13 protein-coding genes are annotated in these 15646 nt (G+C 67.8%); 2 read left to right on the top strand and 11 right to left on the bottom strand.

Annotated elements, in window-relative coordinates:
- The first annotated feature begins 170 nt into the window (after positions 1-170).
- Complete coding sequence (locus tag FEI13_RS01125) at positions 171-578, top strand: acyl-CoA thioesterase (RefSeq protein WP_193555705.1); 408 nt, start codon at positions 171-173, stop codon at positions 576-578.
- 84 nt (positions 579-662) lie between these two features.
- On the opposite strand, the gene FEI13_RS01120 is transcribed toward FEI13_RS01125, so the two are convergent.
- The 3 genes from FEI13_RS01120 to hexR all read right to left on the bottom strand — a co-directional run bounded on the left by FEI13_RS01120 (position 663) and on the right by hexR (position 5245).
- A complete protein-coding gene (locus tag FEI13_RS01120) occupies positions 663-1763 on the bottom strand; it encodes a TRAP transporter substrate-binding protein (protein ID WP_138178832.1) in 1101 nt (366 codons plus the stop codon).
- A 150-nt stretch (positions 1764-1913) separates the two neighbouring features.
- Complete coding sequence (uvrD, locus tag FEI13_RS01115) at positions 1914-4118, bottom strand: DNA helicase II (RefSeq protein ID WP_138178831.1); 2205 nt, start codon at positions 4116-4118, stop codon at positions 1914-1916.
- A 269-nt stretch (positions 4119-4387) separates the two neighbouring features.
- Positions 4388-5245 (bottom strand): transcriptional regulator HexR, encoded by an 858-nt coding sequence (hexR, locus tag FEI13_RS01110; protein WP_138178830.1) that lies wholly within the window; start codon positions 5243-5245, stop codon positions 4388-4390.
- A 237-nt stretch (positions 5246-5482) separates the two neighbouring features.
- Here hexR and FEI13_RS01105 point away from each other — a divergent pair, with 237 nt between their 5' ends.
- Positions 5483-5698, top strand: coding sequence for a PA3496 family putative envelope integrity protein (locus FEI13_RS01105; RefSeq protein ID WP_138178829.1), 216 nt, complete (start codon positions 5483-5485; stop codon positions 5696-5698).
- A gap of 95 nt (positions 5699-5793) precedes the next feature.
- On the opposite strand, the gene FEI13_RS01100 is transcribed toward FEI13_RS01105, so the two are convergent.
- The 8 genes from FEI13_RS01100 to FEI13_RS01065 all read right to left on the bottom strand — a co-directional run bounded on the left by FEI13_RS01100 (position 5794) and on the right by FEI13_RS01065 (position 15634).
- Positions 5794-7134 carry a sodium-dependent transporter gene (locus tag FEI13_RS01100; protein WP_138178828.1) on the bottom strand — a complete coding sequence of 447 codons (1341 nt, stop codon included), beginning with the start codon at positions 7132-7134 and terminating at the stop codon, positions 5794-5796.
- 437 nt (positions 7135-7571) lie between these two features.
- Positions 7572-8441, bottom strand: coding sequence for a DUF72 domain-containing protein (locus tag FEI13_RS01095; protein ID WP_138178827.1), 870 nt, complete (start codon positions 8439-8441; stop codon positions 7572-7574).
- Positions 8438-10273, bottom strand: a complete 1836-nt coding sequence (gene glmS, locus FEI13_RS01090; RefSeq protein ID WP_138178826.1) for a glutamine--fructose-6-phosphate transaminase (isomerizing) — start codon at positions 10271-10273, stop codon at positions 8438-8440. The genes FEI13_RS01095 and glmS overlap by 4 nt, the downstream gene beginning before the upstream one ends.
- Positions 10274-10285: 12 nt before the next feature.
- Complete coding sequence (gene glmU, locus FEI13_RS01085) at positions 10286-11668, bottom strand: bifunctional UDP-N-acetylglucosamine diphosphorylase/glucosamine-1-phosphate N-acetyltransferase GlmU (RefSeq protein ID WP_166462109.1); 1383 nt, start codon at positions 11666-11668, stop codon at positions 10286-10288.
- 30 nt (positions 11669-11698) lie between these two features.
- Positions 11699-12811 carry an FAD:protein FMN transferase gene (locus tag FEI13_RS01080; protein WP_138178825.1) on the bottom strand — a complete coding sequence of 371 codons (1113 nt, stop codon included), beginning with the start codon at positions 12809-12811 and terminating at the stop codon, positions 11699-11701.
- Position 12812: 1 nt separating this feature from the next.
- Entirely contained in the window at positions 12813-13616 is an 804-nt protein-coding gene (locus FEI13_RS01075) for an undecaprenyl-diphosphate phosphatase (protein ID WP_138178824.1), read from the bottom strand.
- A gap of 87 nt (positions 13617-13703) precedes the next feature.
- Positions 13704-15074: a magnesium transporter gene (gene mgtE, locus FEI13_RS01070; RefSeq protein WP_138178823.1), complete on the bottom strand. Its 1371-nt coding sequence runs from the start codon at positions 15072-15074 to the stop codon at positions 13704-13706.
- A gap of 131 nt (positions 15075-15205) precedes the next feature.
- A complete protein-coding gene (locus FEI13_RS01065) occupies positions 15206-15634 on the bottom strand; it encodes a F0F1 ATP synthase subunit epsilon (protein ID WP_138178822.1) in 429 nt (142 codons plus the stop codon).
- Positions 15635-15646: the final 12 nt, after the last annotated feature.

Genomic DNA, 15646 nt, shown 5'->3' with positions numbered 1-15646 from the left:
CTCGAGACGCGAAGATGAAGAAGACGATACCGGGAGATCGTGGCCGGCGGCAGGATGTCGCGCCGCCACGGTGGTGAACGCGGGCCCTCGACGTATACCATGGAGCGGCGATGAACACCTCCACCGCCTCGACGCCCCCCACAACAACAATGCGAGTCGTAACGCCCGCCATGACAGACATCGACGATACCCCCGCCCCGCAGGGTCAGCTGACCCTCAAGCTGCTGGCCACTCGCCAGGATACCAACCTGCACGGCGACATTCCCGGCGGCTGGCTGGTCGCCCGCATGGACGAGGCCGCCGAGGTGGCCGCCGGCCGCGAGGCCCTGGGCCGCACGGCCAACGTGGCCATCGAGGCCATGGATTTCCTCTGCCCGGTGCGGGTGGGCTCCATGGTGAATATCTTCACCCGCGTCAGCGAGATCGGTCACAGCTCGATCAAGATCGACGTGGAGGTGTGGATCCGCGCCCCCCACGAGCGCGATCCCCAGGAGCTGCACAAGGTCACCGAGGCACGCTTCGTGATGGTCGCCCTGGACGAGAACGGACGGATCCGCGGCGTGCGCCAGCACGACTGATATCCCGGCAAGAGACACGCCCCGGCAGCACATGGGCGCCGCGAGGGCGCCCATGGCGGTATCCGAAAGGCTCAGCGGCAGCCGTCAGGCGCCGACCTTTTCCCGAGTCTTCAGGTAGGCGAACTCGCCCACGTCGGTGAAGCGACGCACCTTCTGCTGGAAGGCGGTGTAGGAGTCGTAGACCCGGCGCGACGCCTCGTCCTTCTCCACCTGCTCGGCGAGGACCTGCCGGGCGGCATCGTGAAGCGCCACCAGCACCTCCTCGGGGAAGGTGCGCAGCTGCACACCATGCTCGTCGACCAGGGTCTCGAGGGCCTCGGCGTTGCGCACCGCGAACTCGCTGATCATCGCCAGGTTGGAGGCCATGGCCGCCTCGCTGACCACCGCCTTGAGGTCGTCGGGCAGGGCATTCCAGGCGTCCAGGTTGACCATCCCCTCGAGCACGGCACTGGGTTCGTTCCAGGCCGAGGTGTAGTAGTACGGGGCCACCTGGTGCAGGCCGAAGGCCAGGTCGTTGTAGGGGCCGACCCAGTCGGCGGCGTCCAGCACGCCGGTCTGCAGGGAGGTGAAGATCTCGGACCCGGGAGTGTTCACGGTGGTCACGCCGATGCGGTTCATCGCCTCGCCGGCCAGTCCCGGCAGCCGCAACTTGAGGCCCTGCATGTCGGCAAGCGAGGCGATCTCCTTCTTGAACCAGCCGGCCATCTGGGTGCCGGTGTTGCCCACCGGGAAGGGCTTGAGGTTGTGTTTGGCGTACTCCTCGTCCCAGAGCTCCTGACCGCCGCCGTGATAGAGCCAGGCATTGGTCTCGGTGGTGGTCATGCCGAAGGGCACGGCGGTGAAGAACTGGGCGGCCAGGGTCTTGCCGCGCCAGTAGTAGGAGGCGGAGTGGCCCAGCTCGGCCGTGCCCTCGCCCACCGCATCGAACACCTCCATGGCGGGCACCAGTTCACCCGCGCCGTGCACGCGGATCTTCATGCGACCCCCGGACATCCGCTCGATACGCGCGGCAAAGTCGTTGGCGCCGGTACCGAGTGCCGGGAAGTTCTTGGGCCAGGAGGTCACCATGTCCCAGGTGATGGTCTCCTGGGCGCTGGCCGTGGCGATGAAGGGGACGGTGGCGCCGGCGGCGGCACCGACGCCCACGGTCTTGAGGCTGTTCTTGAGAAATACGCGGCGTTGCATGCGAGCGTGACTCCAGGTGTGATTATTCTTCCCACAGTGCCTGCGGGCTAAACACGTGTCTGTCCACGAGTATGCGACACGGCTGAATTACCCGGCAAGCGCCGCCCCGATCGGGGGCGGGGCGTCACGGCGCGCAGAGGCGGGCAGGCGTCACAGCGGCGTGAGCTTGGCGAAGCCCAGCACCAGCCACTTGTCGCCCTCGCCCTCGAAGCTGACCTGCACCCGCGCACGCTCGCCTTCCCCCTCGGCATTGAGGATCACCCCCTCACCGAAGACCGGGTGATTGACCCGTTGGCCCAGCGACAGGGACGGCAGCTCGCCGCCCCCGTCCACCGAGGTCTGGCGGGAGAGCCCCGCGCTCGGGCGAGTGGTCACCGGCCGGGAGATCTGGCCACGCAGGCGCACCTCCTCCAGGTACTCCTCCGGCAGTTCGCGCAGGAAGCGCGACGGCCGCTGGAAGGTCTCCTTGCCGTGCAGCCGTCGCAGCTCCGCGTGGGTCAGGTAGAGCTTGCGCATGGCGCGGGTCAGGCCCACGTAGCAGAGCCGGCGCTCCTCCTCCAGGCGCCCCGGCTCCTCCATGGACATCTTGTGCGGGAAGAGCCCCTCCTCGACCCCGGCGATGAACACCACCGGGAACTCCAGCCCCTTCGCCGAGTGCAGGGTCATCAGCTGCACGCAGTCCTCGAACTCGTCGGCCTCGTGATCGCCGGCGTTGAGCGCCGCCTCGGAGAGGAAGGCCTCCAGCGCCGCACCGCCCTCACCGGCCTCGGGCGGTTCGAAGCTCTCGCCCTGGGTGAAGGCCTTGGCGGCGGTGACCAGTTCCTCGAGGTTCTCGACCCGCGCCTGCCCCTTCTCGCCCTTCTCGCTGCGGTGGTGCTCGATCAGTCCGGAGGTCGTGATGACGTGATCGATGATCTCGTGGAGCGCCAGGCCCGCGGTGTCGTTGTCGAGCCGCTCGATCAGGTCGGCGAAGGCGCGCACGGCTGTGGCGGCGCGTCCCTTGAGTGAGGCATCCAGCAGGGCATCGTGCAGCGACTGCCACAGCGAGACCTCGGTCTGCCGGGCGCGGGTGCGCAGCACCTCCACGGTGCGCGTGCCGATGCCCCGAGCCGGCACGTTGATCACCCGCTCCAGCGAGGCGTCGTCGTCACGGTTGAGCAGCAGGCGCAGGTAGGCCAGGGCGTTCTTGATCTCGAGGCGCTCGTAGAAGCGCTGACCGCCGTAGATGCGGTAGGGCACGCCCTGGCGAATCAGCGTCTCCTCGAGCACCCGCGACTGGGCGTTGGAGCGGTAGAGGATCGCCATCTCGCGGCGATTGACGCCCTCCTCGACCTTCTCGCGGAGGGTGTCGACGATGAAGCGCGCCTCGTCCAGGTCGTTGAAGCCCGCGTAGACCGAGATCGGCTCGCCGCGGTGGCCGGCCGTCCACAGCTCCTTGCCCATGCGCTCGCTGTTGTGGCGAATCAGGGCGTTGGCGGCGTCGAGGATGGCGCTGGTGGAGCGGTAGTTCTGCTCCAGGCGCACGGTCTTGGTGCCGGGGAACTCCTGCTCGAAGCGGCGGATGTTCTCGATGCGCGCGCCACGCCAGCCGTAGATCGACTGGTCGTCGTCGCCGACCACGGTCATCGGTGTCGACATGCCGGTCAGCAGCTTGAGCCAGGCATACTGCAGGGTGTTGGTGTCCTGGAACTCGTCGACCAGCACGTGGCCGAAGCGCTCCCGGTAGTGGGCCAGCAGCGCCGGATTGTCGCGCAGAAGCTCCAGGCTCCTGAGCAGCAGCTCGCCGAAGTCGACCAGGCCGCCGCGCTCACAGGTCAGCTGGTAGCGCTCGTAGAGCTCGACCATCTGGGCCATGTAGGCGTCGCCATGGGCATCGACCTGATGGGGGCGCAGCCCCTCCTCCTTGCAGCCGGAGATGAACGACTGCACCTGACGCGGCGGGAAGCGCTCGTCGTCGACGCGGTGGTCCTTGAGCAGCCGCTTGACCAGGCGCAGCTGGTCGTCGCTGTCAATGATCTGGAAGTGCTGGGGCAGGCGCGCGTCTTGCCAGTGGGTACGCAGCAGGCGGTGGGCGATGGAGTGGAAGGTGCCGACCCAGACGTTGCGCAGCGAGATGCCGAGCAGCGCCTCCAGGCGGGTACGCATCTCGCGCGCCGCCTTGTTGGTGAAGGTCACGGCGAGCAGCGCATAGGGCGAGAGCCCCTCGGCCTGCATCAGCCAGGCGATGCGGTGAACCAGCACCCGGGTCTTGCCGGAGCCGGCCCCGGCCAGCACCAGCAGGTTGCCCTGGGGGGCGCTGACGGCCTCGCGCTGAGCCGGGTTCATGTGGTCGAGAATCGCCGTGACGTCGTCCATGGGGAAGGCATCGCTGCTCGGAAAATGGGCCGATAGCTTAGCATAGCGGGAAGCGGGAAGCGGGAAGCGGGAAGCGGGAAGCGGGAAGCTCGAAGCTCGAAGCTCGAAGCTCGAAGCTCGAAGCTCGAAGCTCGAAGCTCGAAGCTCGAAGCTCGAAGCTCGAAGGCAGCATGACCCCCACAACTGGGGTCGAGGGTTTTCTTCCAGCTTATGACTTCTGGCTCGGGGCGAAGCCCGGTCGGGTTTTCTTCAAGCTTCCGGCTTAAAGCTTATGGCTTGGGTTCGGGGAAGCGCAGCGGATTGAGACTCTTCTTCACTTCGCGAAGCTGCTCGGCGAGCCGCGGCCCCCGCGTCTTGGCCACGCCCACCGCCAGTACGTCGACCAGCACCAGGTGGGCGATGCGCGAGCTCATGGGGGTGTAGATCTCGGTATCCTCGTGGACATCGATATAGAGCGGCAGGGTGACCTCCTCGGCGAGCGGCGAGCCGCTGGGGCAGAGCCCGATCACCGTCGCTCCGGCCTCGCGCGCCAGGCGCACGCTGGCCACCAGCGCCCGGGTGCGGCCGGTCTGGGAGATGGCCACCACCACGTCGCCCTCCTTCAGGGTCACCGCCGACATGTTCTGCATGTGCGGGTCGGTGTAGGCGGCGGTGGAGATCTGCAGGCGGAAGAACTTGTGCTGGGCATCGGCGGCCACGGCCCCCGAGGCGCCGAAGCCGTAGAACTCCACCCGATTGGCCATGGCCAGGGCGTTGATGGCCTGGCTCAGCGCCTCGTTGTCGAGCCGGTCGCGCACCGACAGCAGGGTGCCCACGGTGGAGTCGAAGATGCTGTGGGAGAATTCCACCACCGAGTCGCTGTCGTTCATCGAGAACTGGGCGAACTGGCTGCCGGAGGCCAGCATCTGCGCCAGCTGGAGCTTGAAGTCCTGGAAGCCATTGCAGCCCAGGGCGCGGCAGAAGCGCACCACGGTGGGCTCGCTGACCTTGGCCTCGGTGGCCAGGTCGACGATGCGCATGTGGATCACTTCCTCGGGGTTACGCAGCACGAAGCGCGCAACCTTCTGCTCGGAGCGGCGAAAGTGCTCCATGCGACGTCTCATCTCATCGAACAGGGCACGGCTCACGCGGAGGCTCCTTGCTGGCGAGCCGCCTCACGGCGAGGCGGCAAAACGATAGGTGGTTTCATGATCACAGTATGCCCCAAGCCGAGGGGCGATGCGCACCCCGTGGGGCATGAAGGCTCGACGACAGATGCGCCGCGCTGACAGCGCGTTGTGCATTTTCAGCATGCGCCTTCATCATTCTGTCAAGTGATATATAGTAAGACATGCATTGTCGCGAATCTTTTAGGAGAGTCGATCATGCGTAATGTCGAACGGTTATCCTCCCTCAAGAGTGAACTCCTCGACATCTTCATGAGCATGGAAGTCGCCGAGCACGAGCAGCGGTCTCGCACCGCCGCCCAGCGCAACCTGCGGGCCCGCCGCGGCATCGAGCTGCACAACGAATTCAAGCGCCTGTCCCAGGAGATTGCCCCGCTCCCCGAGGAGGCGCTGGTGGAAGACGAGATGCACTGACCGCGAAGCGCGGCGCCTCTTCCCCACATGCAACGAGCCCCGCAGGGCGGGGCTCGAAGGAGACGTGACGCGCCGGCGCGAGCCGGCGGTCAGGCTCAGAGGCTGGAGACGAACACCGCGATCACGCCGATGGGCGCGATGAAGCGGGAGATCACGGTCCATACCTTCGCGCCGGTCTCGCCGAGACCCAGCTCCCGACGCACGCCCTCGCGATCCAGCACCCAGGCGACGAAGACGATCGCCAGCAGGCCGGTCAGCGGCAGCAGGAACTTGCTGGTCACCGTATCGAGCAGGTCGAAGATGTTCAGGCCGAAGATCAGCACGTCACTCCAGACGTTGAACGCCAGCAGCGCCGCGATGCCGAGTGCCCAGGTCGCCGCCCCGGCCACCAGGGTGGAGGCGAAGCGCGACAGCGGGGTGCGCTCCTCGACGAACTCCACCACCGGCTCGAGCAGCGAAATCGCCGAGGTCAGGGCCGCGAAGGTGAGCAGCAGGAAGAACATCAGGCTGAGGATGACGCCGCCGCCCATGTTGCCGAAGGCCAGCGGCAGGGTGACGAAGATCAGACCCGGGCCGGAGCTGAGATCCAGCCCGTTGGCGAAGACGATGGGGAAGATCGCCAGGCCGGAGACCAGCGCTACCAGGGTATCGAGGATGATCACGGTGCGCGCGGTCTTGAGCAGGTTGATCTCCTCGTTCAGGTAGGAGCCATAGGCCATCATGATGCCCATGCCCAGCGACAGCGTGAAGAAGGCCTGACCCATGGCCGCCAGGACCACGCTACCGTCCACCTTCGAGAAGTCGGGGTTGAACATGAAGCCCAGGGCCTCGCCGAAGTGACCGGTGGTCATGCCGTAGCCCACCAGCACCACCAGCAGCACGCCCAGTGCCGGCATCAGGCTGCGCACGGCGCCCTCGAGGCCCTTGGTCACGCCGCGGGCGACGATACCGATCACCAGCAGCATGAACACCGAGTGTCCCGCCAGCAGCAGGCCGGGGCTCGCCAGCATGCCGCTGAACAGCGCGCCGATGCCGTCGGCGTCCTGGCCGCTGAAGGCCCCAGTGACCGAACTCAGGGTGTAGTAGAGCGACCAGCCGCCGATCACGCTGTAGAAGGAGAGGATCAGGAAGGCACCGAGGATGCCGCCGATGCCGACGATCATCCAGCCGCGGGAGGCCCCGGCCGACGTGGCCAGATCGGCCATGGCGTTGGCCGGGTTCTTCTGGCCTCGACGGCCGACCAACCATTCGGCGACCAGGATCGGCAGGCCAACCAGGCCGATACAGAGCAGGTAGATGAGCACGAAGGCGGCACCGCCGCTGTCGCCCACCATATAGGGGAACTTCCAGATATTGCCCAGGCCGACGGCGGAGCCGGTGGCGGCGAGAATGAAGGTCAGTCGGGAAGACCAGTGTGCATGTTGCTTGGTAGACATAAATCACCCTGATGGTACGTGTCGTCATCGATCGATCGGATGCGATGACGGCGTTGTGGTTGTAGTCGCCACGTCCACGTCATCCCGGATCGCGGGATGCCGCTTTCAAGGGCATTACGGATGCCAGACAGGATCGCTGCCGGTACAACTTCCGCGGGTCCTTCGCGAGGTGAACCGCGGACACCTCCTGATGGATCACGACGGGGAATCACACGGGATACGTACGGAACCCCACAAGATCCGATGGCAAGTGACGATCGACCCGTAAAAGTATCCGATCATACGCTTGTTGACCAGTCATCCGGGCAAAACCACAGGGCTATCGCAGTTGGCAACATCGCTCAAGGCTTTCCCGGCGCCTTTCGCTTTCGAGGCTGAGCTAACGGCGATAGCCCTGAGCAAAACCACCGGTGTCTTCCGGCACCTGTCAGGATGGATCAGAACAGCGAGGCCTGGGACGTGCCAGCGAAGGCCTCCAGGGGCGGGAGTGAAATGCGCTCGGCGAGCCGTGCATGGAGGCGTCGCGCGAGGTCGGGGGCCTGGCGGTTATCCGGCGTGTGCACAAGTAGGAAAGGGCTTTTCCCCTGTTTTATCCACAGGCAGAGACGCTCGACCCAGGGGGTGAAGACCTGTTCGTTGATGGCGTCGTCGAGGTGGCCGATGAAGCGCACCAGCGGGAAGTCGCCCGTGGAAAGCACGTGTAATGGGAGTCGCGGCTTATCGGCCTGGGCCCGAGCCAGGCCGGCACGCACCTCGGGGGGCGTGGCGAACAGCGGCCGCACATCGAGCATCACCCGATCGGCCCCGTGAGTTATCAACAACCGGTTGAGGGCCATTTCGGCCCTCCCCTTGTGGAAGAATTCCGGGTGGCGGACCTCGACGGCGCAGGGCAGTTCAGTCGGCCAGCGCGCCAGCAGCGCTTCGAGCCGGGGTAGCACCTCGGGACCGACATCCCGGGGCAGCTGCACCATGGTCGGCCCGAGCCGGTCGTGCAGGGGGGTGAGCGCCGCGAGGAAGGCCTCGAGGTCGGCCTCGATGCCCTCCAGGCGCTTCTCGTGGGTCAGGCTCGCCGGCAGCTTGAAGCAGAAGCGGAAGGAGGGCGGCGCCTGGCGCGCCCAGGCGGCCACCGTCGAGGGCCGCGGCGCCCCGCTGTAGAAGGTGGTGTTGCCCTCCACGGTGGAGAATACCCGGGCATAGTCGGACAGCCAGTCATCGCTGCCGCCGTGGGGCGGGTAGAGGCCGCCACGCCAATCGGGATTGGCCCACATGGGCAGGCCCAGATGCAGGCGCGGCGGCGGCATCGTCACTCCACGGTGACGGACTTGGCGAGGTTGCGCGGCTGATCGACATCGGTGCCCTTGAGCACCGCCACGTGATAGCTGAGCAGCTGCAGCGGCACGGTGTAGAGGATCGGCGCCAACGCCTCGTGCACCTCGGGCAGGTGTAGCACCTGTACGCCCTCCTCCTCGGCCAGCCCCACCCCCGCGTCGGCGAAGACAAACAGCTCGCCGCCACGGGCCCGCACCTCCTGGAGGTTGGACTTGAGCTTGTCGAGCAGGTCGTCATTGGGCGCCACCGAGATGACCGGCATCTCGCTGTCGACCAGCGCCAGGGGCCCGTGCTTGAGCTCACCCGCCGGATAGGCCTCGGCGTGGATGTAGGAGATCTCCTTGAGCTTCAGCGCCCCCTCCAGGGCGATGGGGAAATGGGCCCCGCGCCCCAGGAAGAGCGCGTGGTGCTTCTCGGCGAAGGCCGTGGCGAGGGCCTCGATGGCCGGATCCAGCGCCAGCACCCGCGCCACCAGGCCCGGCAGGCCGCGCAGCGCCTCGACCAGGCTCGCCTGCTCGGAGGCCTCGAGGCCGCGGACCCGACCCAGCGCCAGGGTCAGCAGCATCAGGGCGGTGAGCTGAGTGGTAAAGGCCTTGGTAGAGGCCACGCCGATCTCGGGTCCGGCCCGGGTCATCAGGGTCAGGTCCGACTCGCGCACCAGGGAGCTGCCCGGCACGTTGCAGATCGCCAGGCTGCCCAGGTAGCCGCGCTCCTTGGCGAAGCGCAGTGCCGCCAGGGTATCGGCGGTCTCGCCGGACTGGGAGAGCGTCACGAACAGGGTGTCCTCCGGAACCACCACCCGGCGATAGCGATACTCCGAGGCCACCTCCACCTGCACCGGCAGCCCGGTGTAGCGCTCCAGCCAGTAGCGGGCCACCATGCCGGCATGGTAGCTGGTGCCGCAGGCCACGATATGGATCTGCTTGACCCGGCCGAACAGCGCCTCGGCCTCGGGACCGAAGCTCTCCACCAACGCCGAGCGCTCGCCCAGGCGCCCCTCCAGGGCCGCGGCGATCACCGTCGGCTGCTCATGGATCTCCTTGAGCATGAAGTGACGGTAGTCACCCTTGCTGGCCGCCCCATCGCCGTGCTCGAAGGTCTGCACCTCGCGTTCGACCGCCTGGCCCTGGGCATCGACCACCTCGATCACGCCGCCCCGGGAGAGGCGCACCGCATCACCCTCCTGCAGGTAGAGGAAACGGTCGGTGACCTGCAGCAGCGCCAGCGGGTCGGAAGCGAGGAAGGCCTCGTCGATGCCCACGCCCACCACCAGCGGGCTGCCCTTGCGGGCACCGATGATCACGTCGGGCTCGTCGGCATGAATCACACCCAGGGCATAGGCGCCATCGAGGCGCGCCAGCACCTCGCGTACCGCGCCGAGCAGGTCGCCCTCGCGGCGGCTCTCCCGCTCCAGCAGGTGGGCGATCACCTCGGTATCGGTCTCGGAGGTGAAGGCGTAGCCCTCGGCCTCGAGCTCACGGCGCAGGGCTTCGTGGTTCTCGATGATGCCGTTGTGCACCACCGCCAGGCGCTCGCCGGACTGGTGGGGGTGGGCGTTCTCCTCGCTGGGGCGACCGTGGGTCGCCCAGCGGGTGTGAGCGATACCGCTGCGTCCCGGCAGCGGCTCGGCGATCAGCCGCTCCTCCAGGGCGGCCACCTTGCCCAGCGCCCGCTGGCGCTGCAGGCGCCCCTCGGGCGAACGCACCGTCATTCCCGCCGAGTCATAACCGCGGTACTCCAGGCGCTTCAAGCCCTCCAGCAGGATGCCCTGGACGTTGCGCTCGGCAACGGCGCCGACGATTCCACACATACGAAGTTCTCCTCAGGGTTCCTGACGCTTGGTCGGCCGCGGCCAATCGGGCTTGCTGATCTGGCGGCCACGCGTGACCGCCAGGGCATTATCGGGCACGTCCTTGGCGATGGTCGAACCGGCCCCCACGGTGGCACCTCGGCCGACGATCACCGGTGCCACCAGGGCGGTGTTGGAGCCGATGAAGGCCCCATCGTCGATCTCGGTATAGTGCTTGTTGGCGCCGTCGTAGTTGCAGGTGATGGTGCCGGCGCCGACGTTGACGTCGCGCCCTAGCCGAGCGTCGCCGACATAGCTCAGGTGGTTGATCTTGCTGCCCTCGCCCACCTCGGCATTCTTGGTCTCGACGAAATTGCCGACCCTGGCACCGACTGCCAGGCGCGACCCCGGCCGCAGCCGGGCAAAGGGCCCCACGCGGTTATGACCGGCCACCACGGCACCCTCGAGGACGCTATGGGCCTCGATCACCGACTCGGCGCCGACATGACTGTCGCGGATCACGCAGTGGGGGCCGATGCGCACCCCCTCGCCGAGCTCGACGTCGCCCTCGAAGACGCAGCCCACATCGATCTCCACGTCGTGGCCGCAGGTCAGGCGCCCCCGGACGTCGAGCCGTGCCGGGTCGGCGAGCGCCACGCCCTGCTCCATCAGACGCTCGGCGATGTCGTGCTGGAGGGCACGCTCCAGGCGGGCCATCTGGGCGCGGTTGTTGACGCCCTCGACCTCCTGGGGCCGCGCCGGCTGGACGGTAGCGATCCGCACGCCCTCGGCGGCGGCCATGGCGATGACGTCGGTAAGGTAGTACTCGCCCTGGGCGTTATCGGCGGAGAGGCTAGGCAACCAGCGGCGCAGCTGAGCCGCGGTCATGGCCATGATGCCGGTGTTGCACTCGCGCACGGCCCGCTCGGCCTCGGAGGCATCCTTGTGCTCGACGATGGCCACCACTTCGTCATCCTCGTTACGCAGGATACGCCCGTAGCCGCCCGGATCGTCCAGGGTGACGGTGAGCAGGCCCAGATGCTGCTCGTCGACCCGGGCCAGCAGTTCCACCAGCGTCTCGCGGCGGATCAGCGGCACGTCACCGTAGAGCACCAGTACCTTGCCCTCGCCGAGGCCATCCAGGGCCTGGGCCACGGCATGGCCGGTGCCCTTCTGCTCGGCCTGCAAGGCGAAGCGTACGCGGCTCTCGGTCGGCATCTCGGCCAGGGCCTCGCGCACGTGTTCGGCACCATGGCCGACCACCACATGGGTGCGCTCGGCCGCGAGCCCCTCGGCGGTATCGATCACGTGTCGCACCATCGGCTTGCCGGCCAGGCGGTGCAGCACCTTGGGCAGGGTCGAGCGCATCCGGGTTCCCTGCCCGGCTGCCAGTATCACCACGTCGAGCGTCATCATGACTCCTTGTCCGGGTCCATTTGATGGGTTCTATTCTAGGGGGCGGGCAGGCTCATCCGCCATCTCGGCCGACGCGCCGTCGACCACCGTCACGCCCAGCGCCTCGATCGCCTCGCGATCGAAGCGTTCCGCGAAGGCCGGGCTCGCCAGGCTGATCCACCCCCCGCCCTGGCGCACCAGCATCAGTACGGCGAGCTCTCGCTCCCGGGCCAGCGCCATGCCGTCCTTTTCGCCCAGCACCAGCAGCGCGGTGGCCCAGGCGTCGGCCCAGGCATCGGAGGGGTGCACGACCGTCGCCGAGGCCAGGCGATGCTCGATGGGCCGGCCGGTGCGGGGATCCAGGGTGTGGGAATAGCGCTGGCCGTCCTCCTCGAAGTAGTTGCGGTAATCACCTGAGGTCGCCACTGCGATGTCCTCGAGGGCAAACACGTGCTGCGCCTCGGGGCGGCCGTCACGAGGCACCTCGATGCCGATCCGCCAGGGGGCCGACTCGGCGTCGCGGTGGCCGCTCACCTTGATCTCGCCGCCCAGGTTGACCAGGTAGTGGTCGAGCCCCTGGCGGTCGAGATAGCCGGCGACACGATCGGTCGCGTGCCCCTTGGCCACACCGGAGAGGTCGACGAAGACGTCGCGCAGGCGTCGCGCCTGGCGGGCCTCGGCGTCGACCTCCAGGCTGTCGGGCCCGACCTCGGCCAGTCGCGCGGCCAGGGCCGCGTCACCTGGCACCTCCCGGGGTCGCGCCTCGGGGCCGAAGCTCCACAGGTTGACCAGGTCGCCGATGGTCATGTCGAAGGCCCCGCCGCTAGCCTCGGCCACCGACTGGCCGATGGCCAGCACCTCGATCAGGGGGTCGGAGAGCGGCTGCCACTTCCCCAGCGGGGCGCGATTGAAGGCCATCAGCTCGGAGTCGTCGCGCCAGGTGGACATGGCGGCATCCACCGCCTCGAGCTCGGCGAGCAAGCCGGCCTCGAGTTCGTTGGCCTCGCCCTGGGTCAGAGGGTCAGCAATGCTCACCTGATAGAAGGTGCCGAAGATCTCGCCCTCGAGGGTCACCGGAGAGTCCAGCGGGCGGTCGCGTTCGGAACAGCCCGACAGCAGCAGGCCAAGCAGCAGGGACAACAGGAGCGAACGCAATAGCGTCATGTCAGGCGCCTCCGAAGAGCCAGAGCAGTGCGACACCCAGCACGAGACGGTAGACCACGAAGGGCTGCATGCCGATCCGCTTGATGAAGACCAGGAAGAAGTGGATGCACAGATAGGCGCTGATCCCCGAAAGCAGCGCCCCCATGATCAGGGCGCCCCAGTCCACCGGCACGGCGGCGCCGGCGAGATGGAGGATCTCCAGCCCCCCGGCAAGCACGATCACCGGGATCGAGAGCAGGAAGGAGAAGCGGGCCGCCCCCTCGCGGTTCAGGCCAAGCAGCAGGCCGGCGGTCATGGTAATGCCGGAGCGCGAGGTTCCCGGGATCAGCGCCAGCGCCTGGGCCAGCCCGATCCACAGGGCATCCCGCCAGCTCAGGCGGTACTCGTTACGGGTGCCGCGATGCCGCCAGTCGGCGTAGGCCAGCAGCAGCCCGAAGCCGATCAGGCCGCCGGCAATGACCAGCGGCGAGCGCATGATCCCCTGGATGGCGTCCTCGAAGGCCAGCCCCGCCAGCCCGACGGGAATGGTGGCCAGGATCACCCACCAGGCCAGGCGCGCCTCGTCGTCGGTGCCGCGTCCCGCCACGCTGCGACACCAGCTGGTGGTCATGCCGACCAGTTCGTGGCGAAAATAGAGCACCACCGCGCTCAGGCTGCCGATGTGCAGGGCAACATCGAAGACCAGTCCCTGATCGTCCCAGTCGGTGAAGACCGGTACCAGGATCAGGTGGGCGGAGCTGGAGATCGGCAGGAACTCGGTCAATCCCTGAACGATGGAGAGGACGAAGATCTGTAGCCAGTCCATGGAACGGTCCGTGTCGGGGGTAGGATAACGGGGGCAGAGGGCCCCAGAGGATACACCTGTGCGACCCGCCTGTCCGCCGCCGGTGGCTCAGGGTGTTGAGAGCATGGCGGTGGCGAAGCCGAAGTAGATCACCACGCCCGAGGCGTCGATCAGGGTCGTCACCAGCGGCGCCGAGGCGGTGGCCGGGTCCCAGCCTAGGCGATCGAGCACGAAGGGCAAGCACATGCCGAGCAGGCTGCCGAACAGCACGATGGCGATCATGCTCACCGCCACCACCAGGGCCACCGCCTCACCGGCGCGAATCACCCCGATGGGCGCCACCGCCAGCGCCATGGTCAGCCCCAGGGCACCCGCCACCAGCAGCTCGCGGCCGAGCAGCTTGCCCCAGTCCTTGATGCCCACGTCACCGGTGGCCATGCCGCGCACCATCAGGGTGGCGGCCTGGGCGCCGGCGTTGCCGCCGCTGCCAATCAGCAGCGGCAGGAAGAACACCAGCGCCACCTGGGCGGCGATGGTCTCCTCGAAGTAGGCGATGCCCGCCCCGGAGAAGAGGTTGCCGAACACTAGCAGCACCAGCCAAAACACCCGCTTGCGATACAGGCTCCACAGCGGCACCCGGCGCACGCCCCCCTCCAGGGCGCCGATCGACATCCCCTTGTGGATATCTTCGGTGGCCTCGGACTCCACCACGTCCATGGCATCGTCGTGGGTGACGATCCCGATCAGGCGCCGCTCGGCATCGACCACCGGCAGTGCCAGCAGGTCGTAGCGGGCGACGATGCGCGCGACCTCCTCCTGGGGCACGTCCACCCTGGTGTGGATAACTTCATGGATCATCAGGTCGTCGACCCGGGCCCCGGGCCGCGCCACCATCAGCTGGCGCAGCGACAGGGTGCCGGCCAGGCGACCGTCGGGATCGACGATGTAGAGCTGGTAAACGGTCTCGGCATCCGGTGCGGTCTGGCGTACCCGCATCATCGCCCGGGACACCGTCAGGCCGGCGGGAATCGCCACGTAGTCCGAGGTCATCAACGCCCCGGCGGTGCCCTCCGCGTAGCTCGCCAGGCGCTTGAGCGCCTCGCGCTCCTGGCGGGCCATGCGCCGCAGCAGGGCCTCGCGACGGTCGTCACCCAGGGTCTTGAACAGGTCGGTCCGCTCGTCGGCGCCCATCTCCTCGAGGATCGCGAGCAGGACCTCGTCGTCCAGCGCCTCGGTGATCGCCAGCTGCTCGTCGCCTGGCAGGTGGCCGATCACGCTGGCGCGCCGCTCCAGCGGCAGCCGCGAGAAGAGCGCCAGGGCCTGAGGCATGTCCTGATCGTCCTCGACCAGGGTCTCGAGGATCTCGGCGATATCGGCGGAGCGCAGCTCCGGCAGCAGGCCGTGCAGGCGTGCGTCATCGCCCTCCAGGGCGGCGAGCAGCGTCGCCTTGTGCGTCTTCAGGGGTTCGCTCAGTGACATGCAGGGCCTCCCGAGGCGAGGCCGGCCCGGAAGCCGGCGGGAAGAAACCGGTGGCGTCTCAAGGGCCCACAAACGACGACGCCCCCCGGACAGGATCCGGAGGGCGTCGAGGTCGAGACACGAGTCGGGCGTTAGCCGCGGCCGGCCTTGCGACGCACCTGCTGGATGGTACGCAGCTGCGCCATGGCCTCGGCCAGCTCTGCGGCGGCGTGACTGTAGTCGAGCTCCGCAGACTTGTCGCCCATCTCCTTCAGCGCGTGCTGACGGGCCTCCTCGGCGGCGGCCTCGTCGAGGTCGTCGGCGCGCACGGCGGTATCCGCCAGCACCGTGACCACGTTGGGCTGTACCTCGAGGAAACCGCCCGAGACGTAGAAGTGATCTTCCTCACCCCCGCCATGGACGATCCTTACCGGACCCGGCGCCAGCTCGGTGAGCAACGGCGTGTGCCCGGCCAGGATCCCCAGATCCCCCATGGCACCGGCCGCCACTACCTGCTCGGCGGACCCGGAGTAGATCGACGCCTCGGCGCTGACGATCTCGCACTTGAAGCTTTTCGTCATGATGACGTCTCC

Origin of the sequence: Halomonas urmiana, assembly GCF_005780185.1 — a bacterium.
In the GTDB taxonomy this organism is placed as follows: Bacteria; Pseudomonadota; Gammaproteobacteria; order Pseudomonadales; family Halomonadaceae; genus Halomonas; species Halomonas urmiana.
This window is presented reverse-complemented; position numbering and strand designations above follow the sequence as displayed.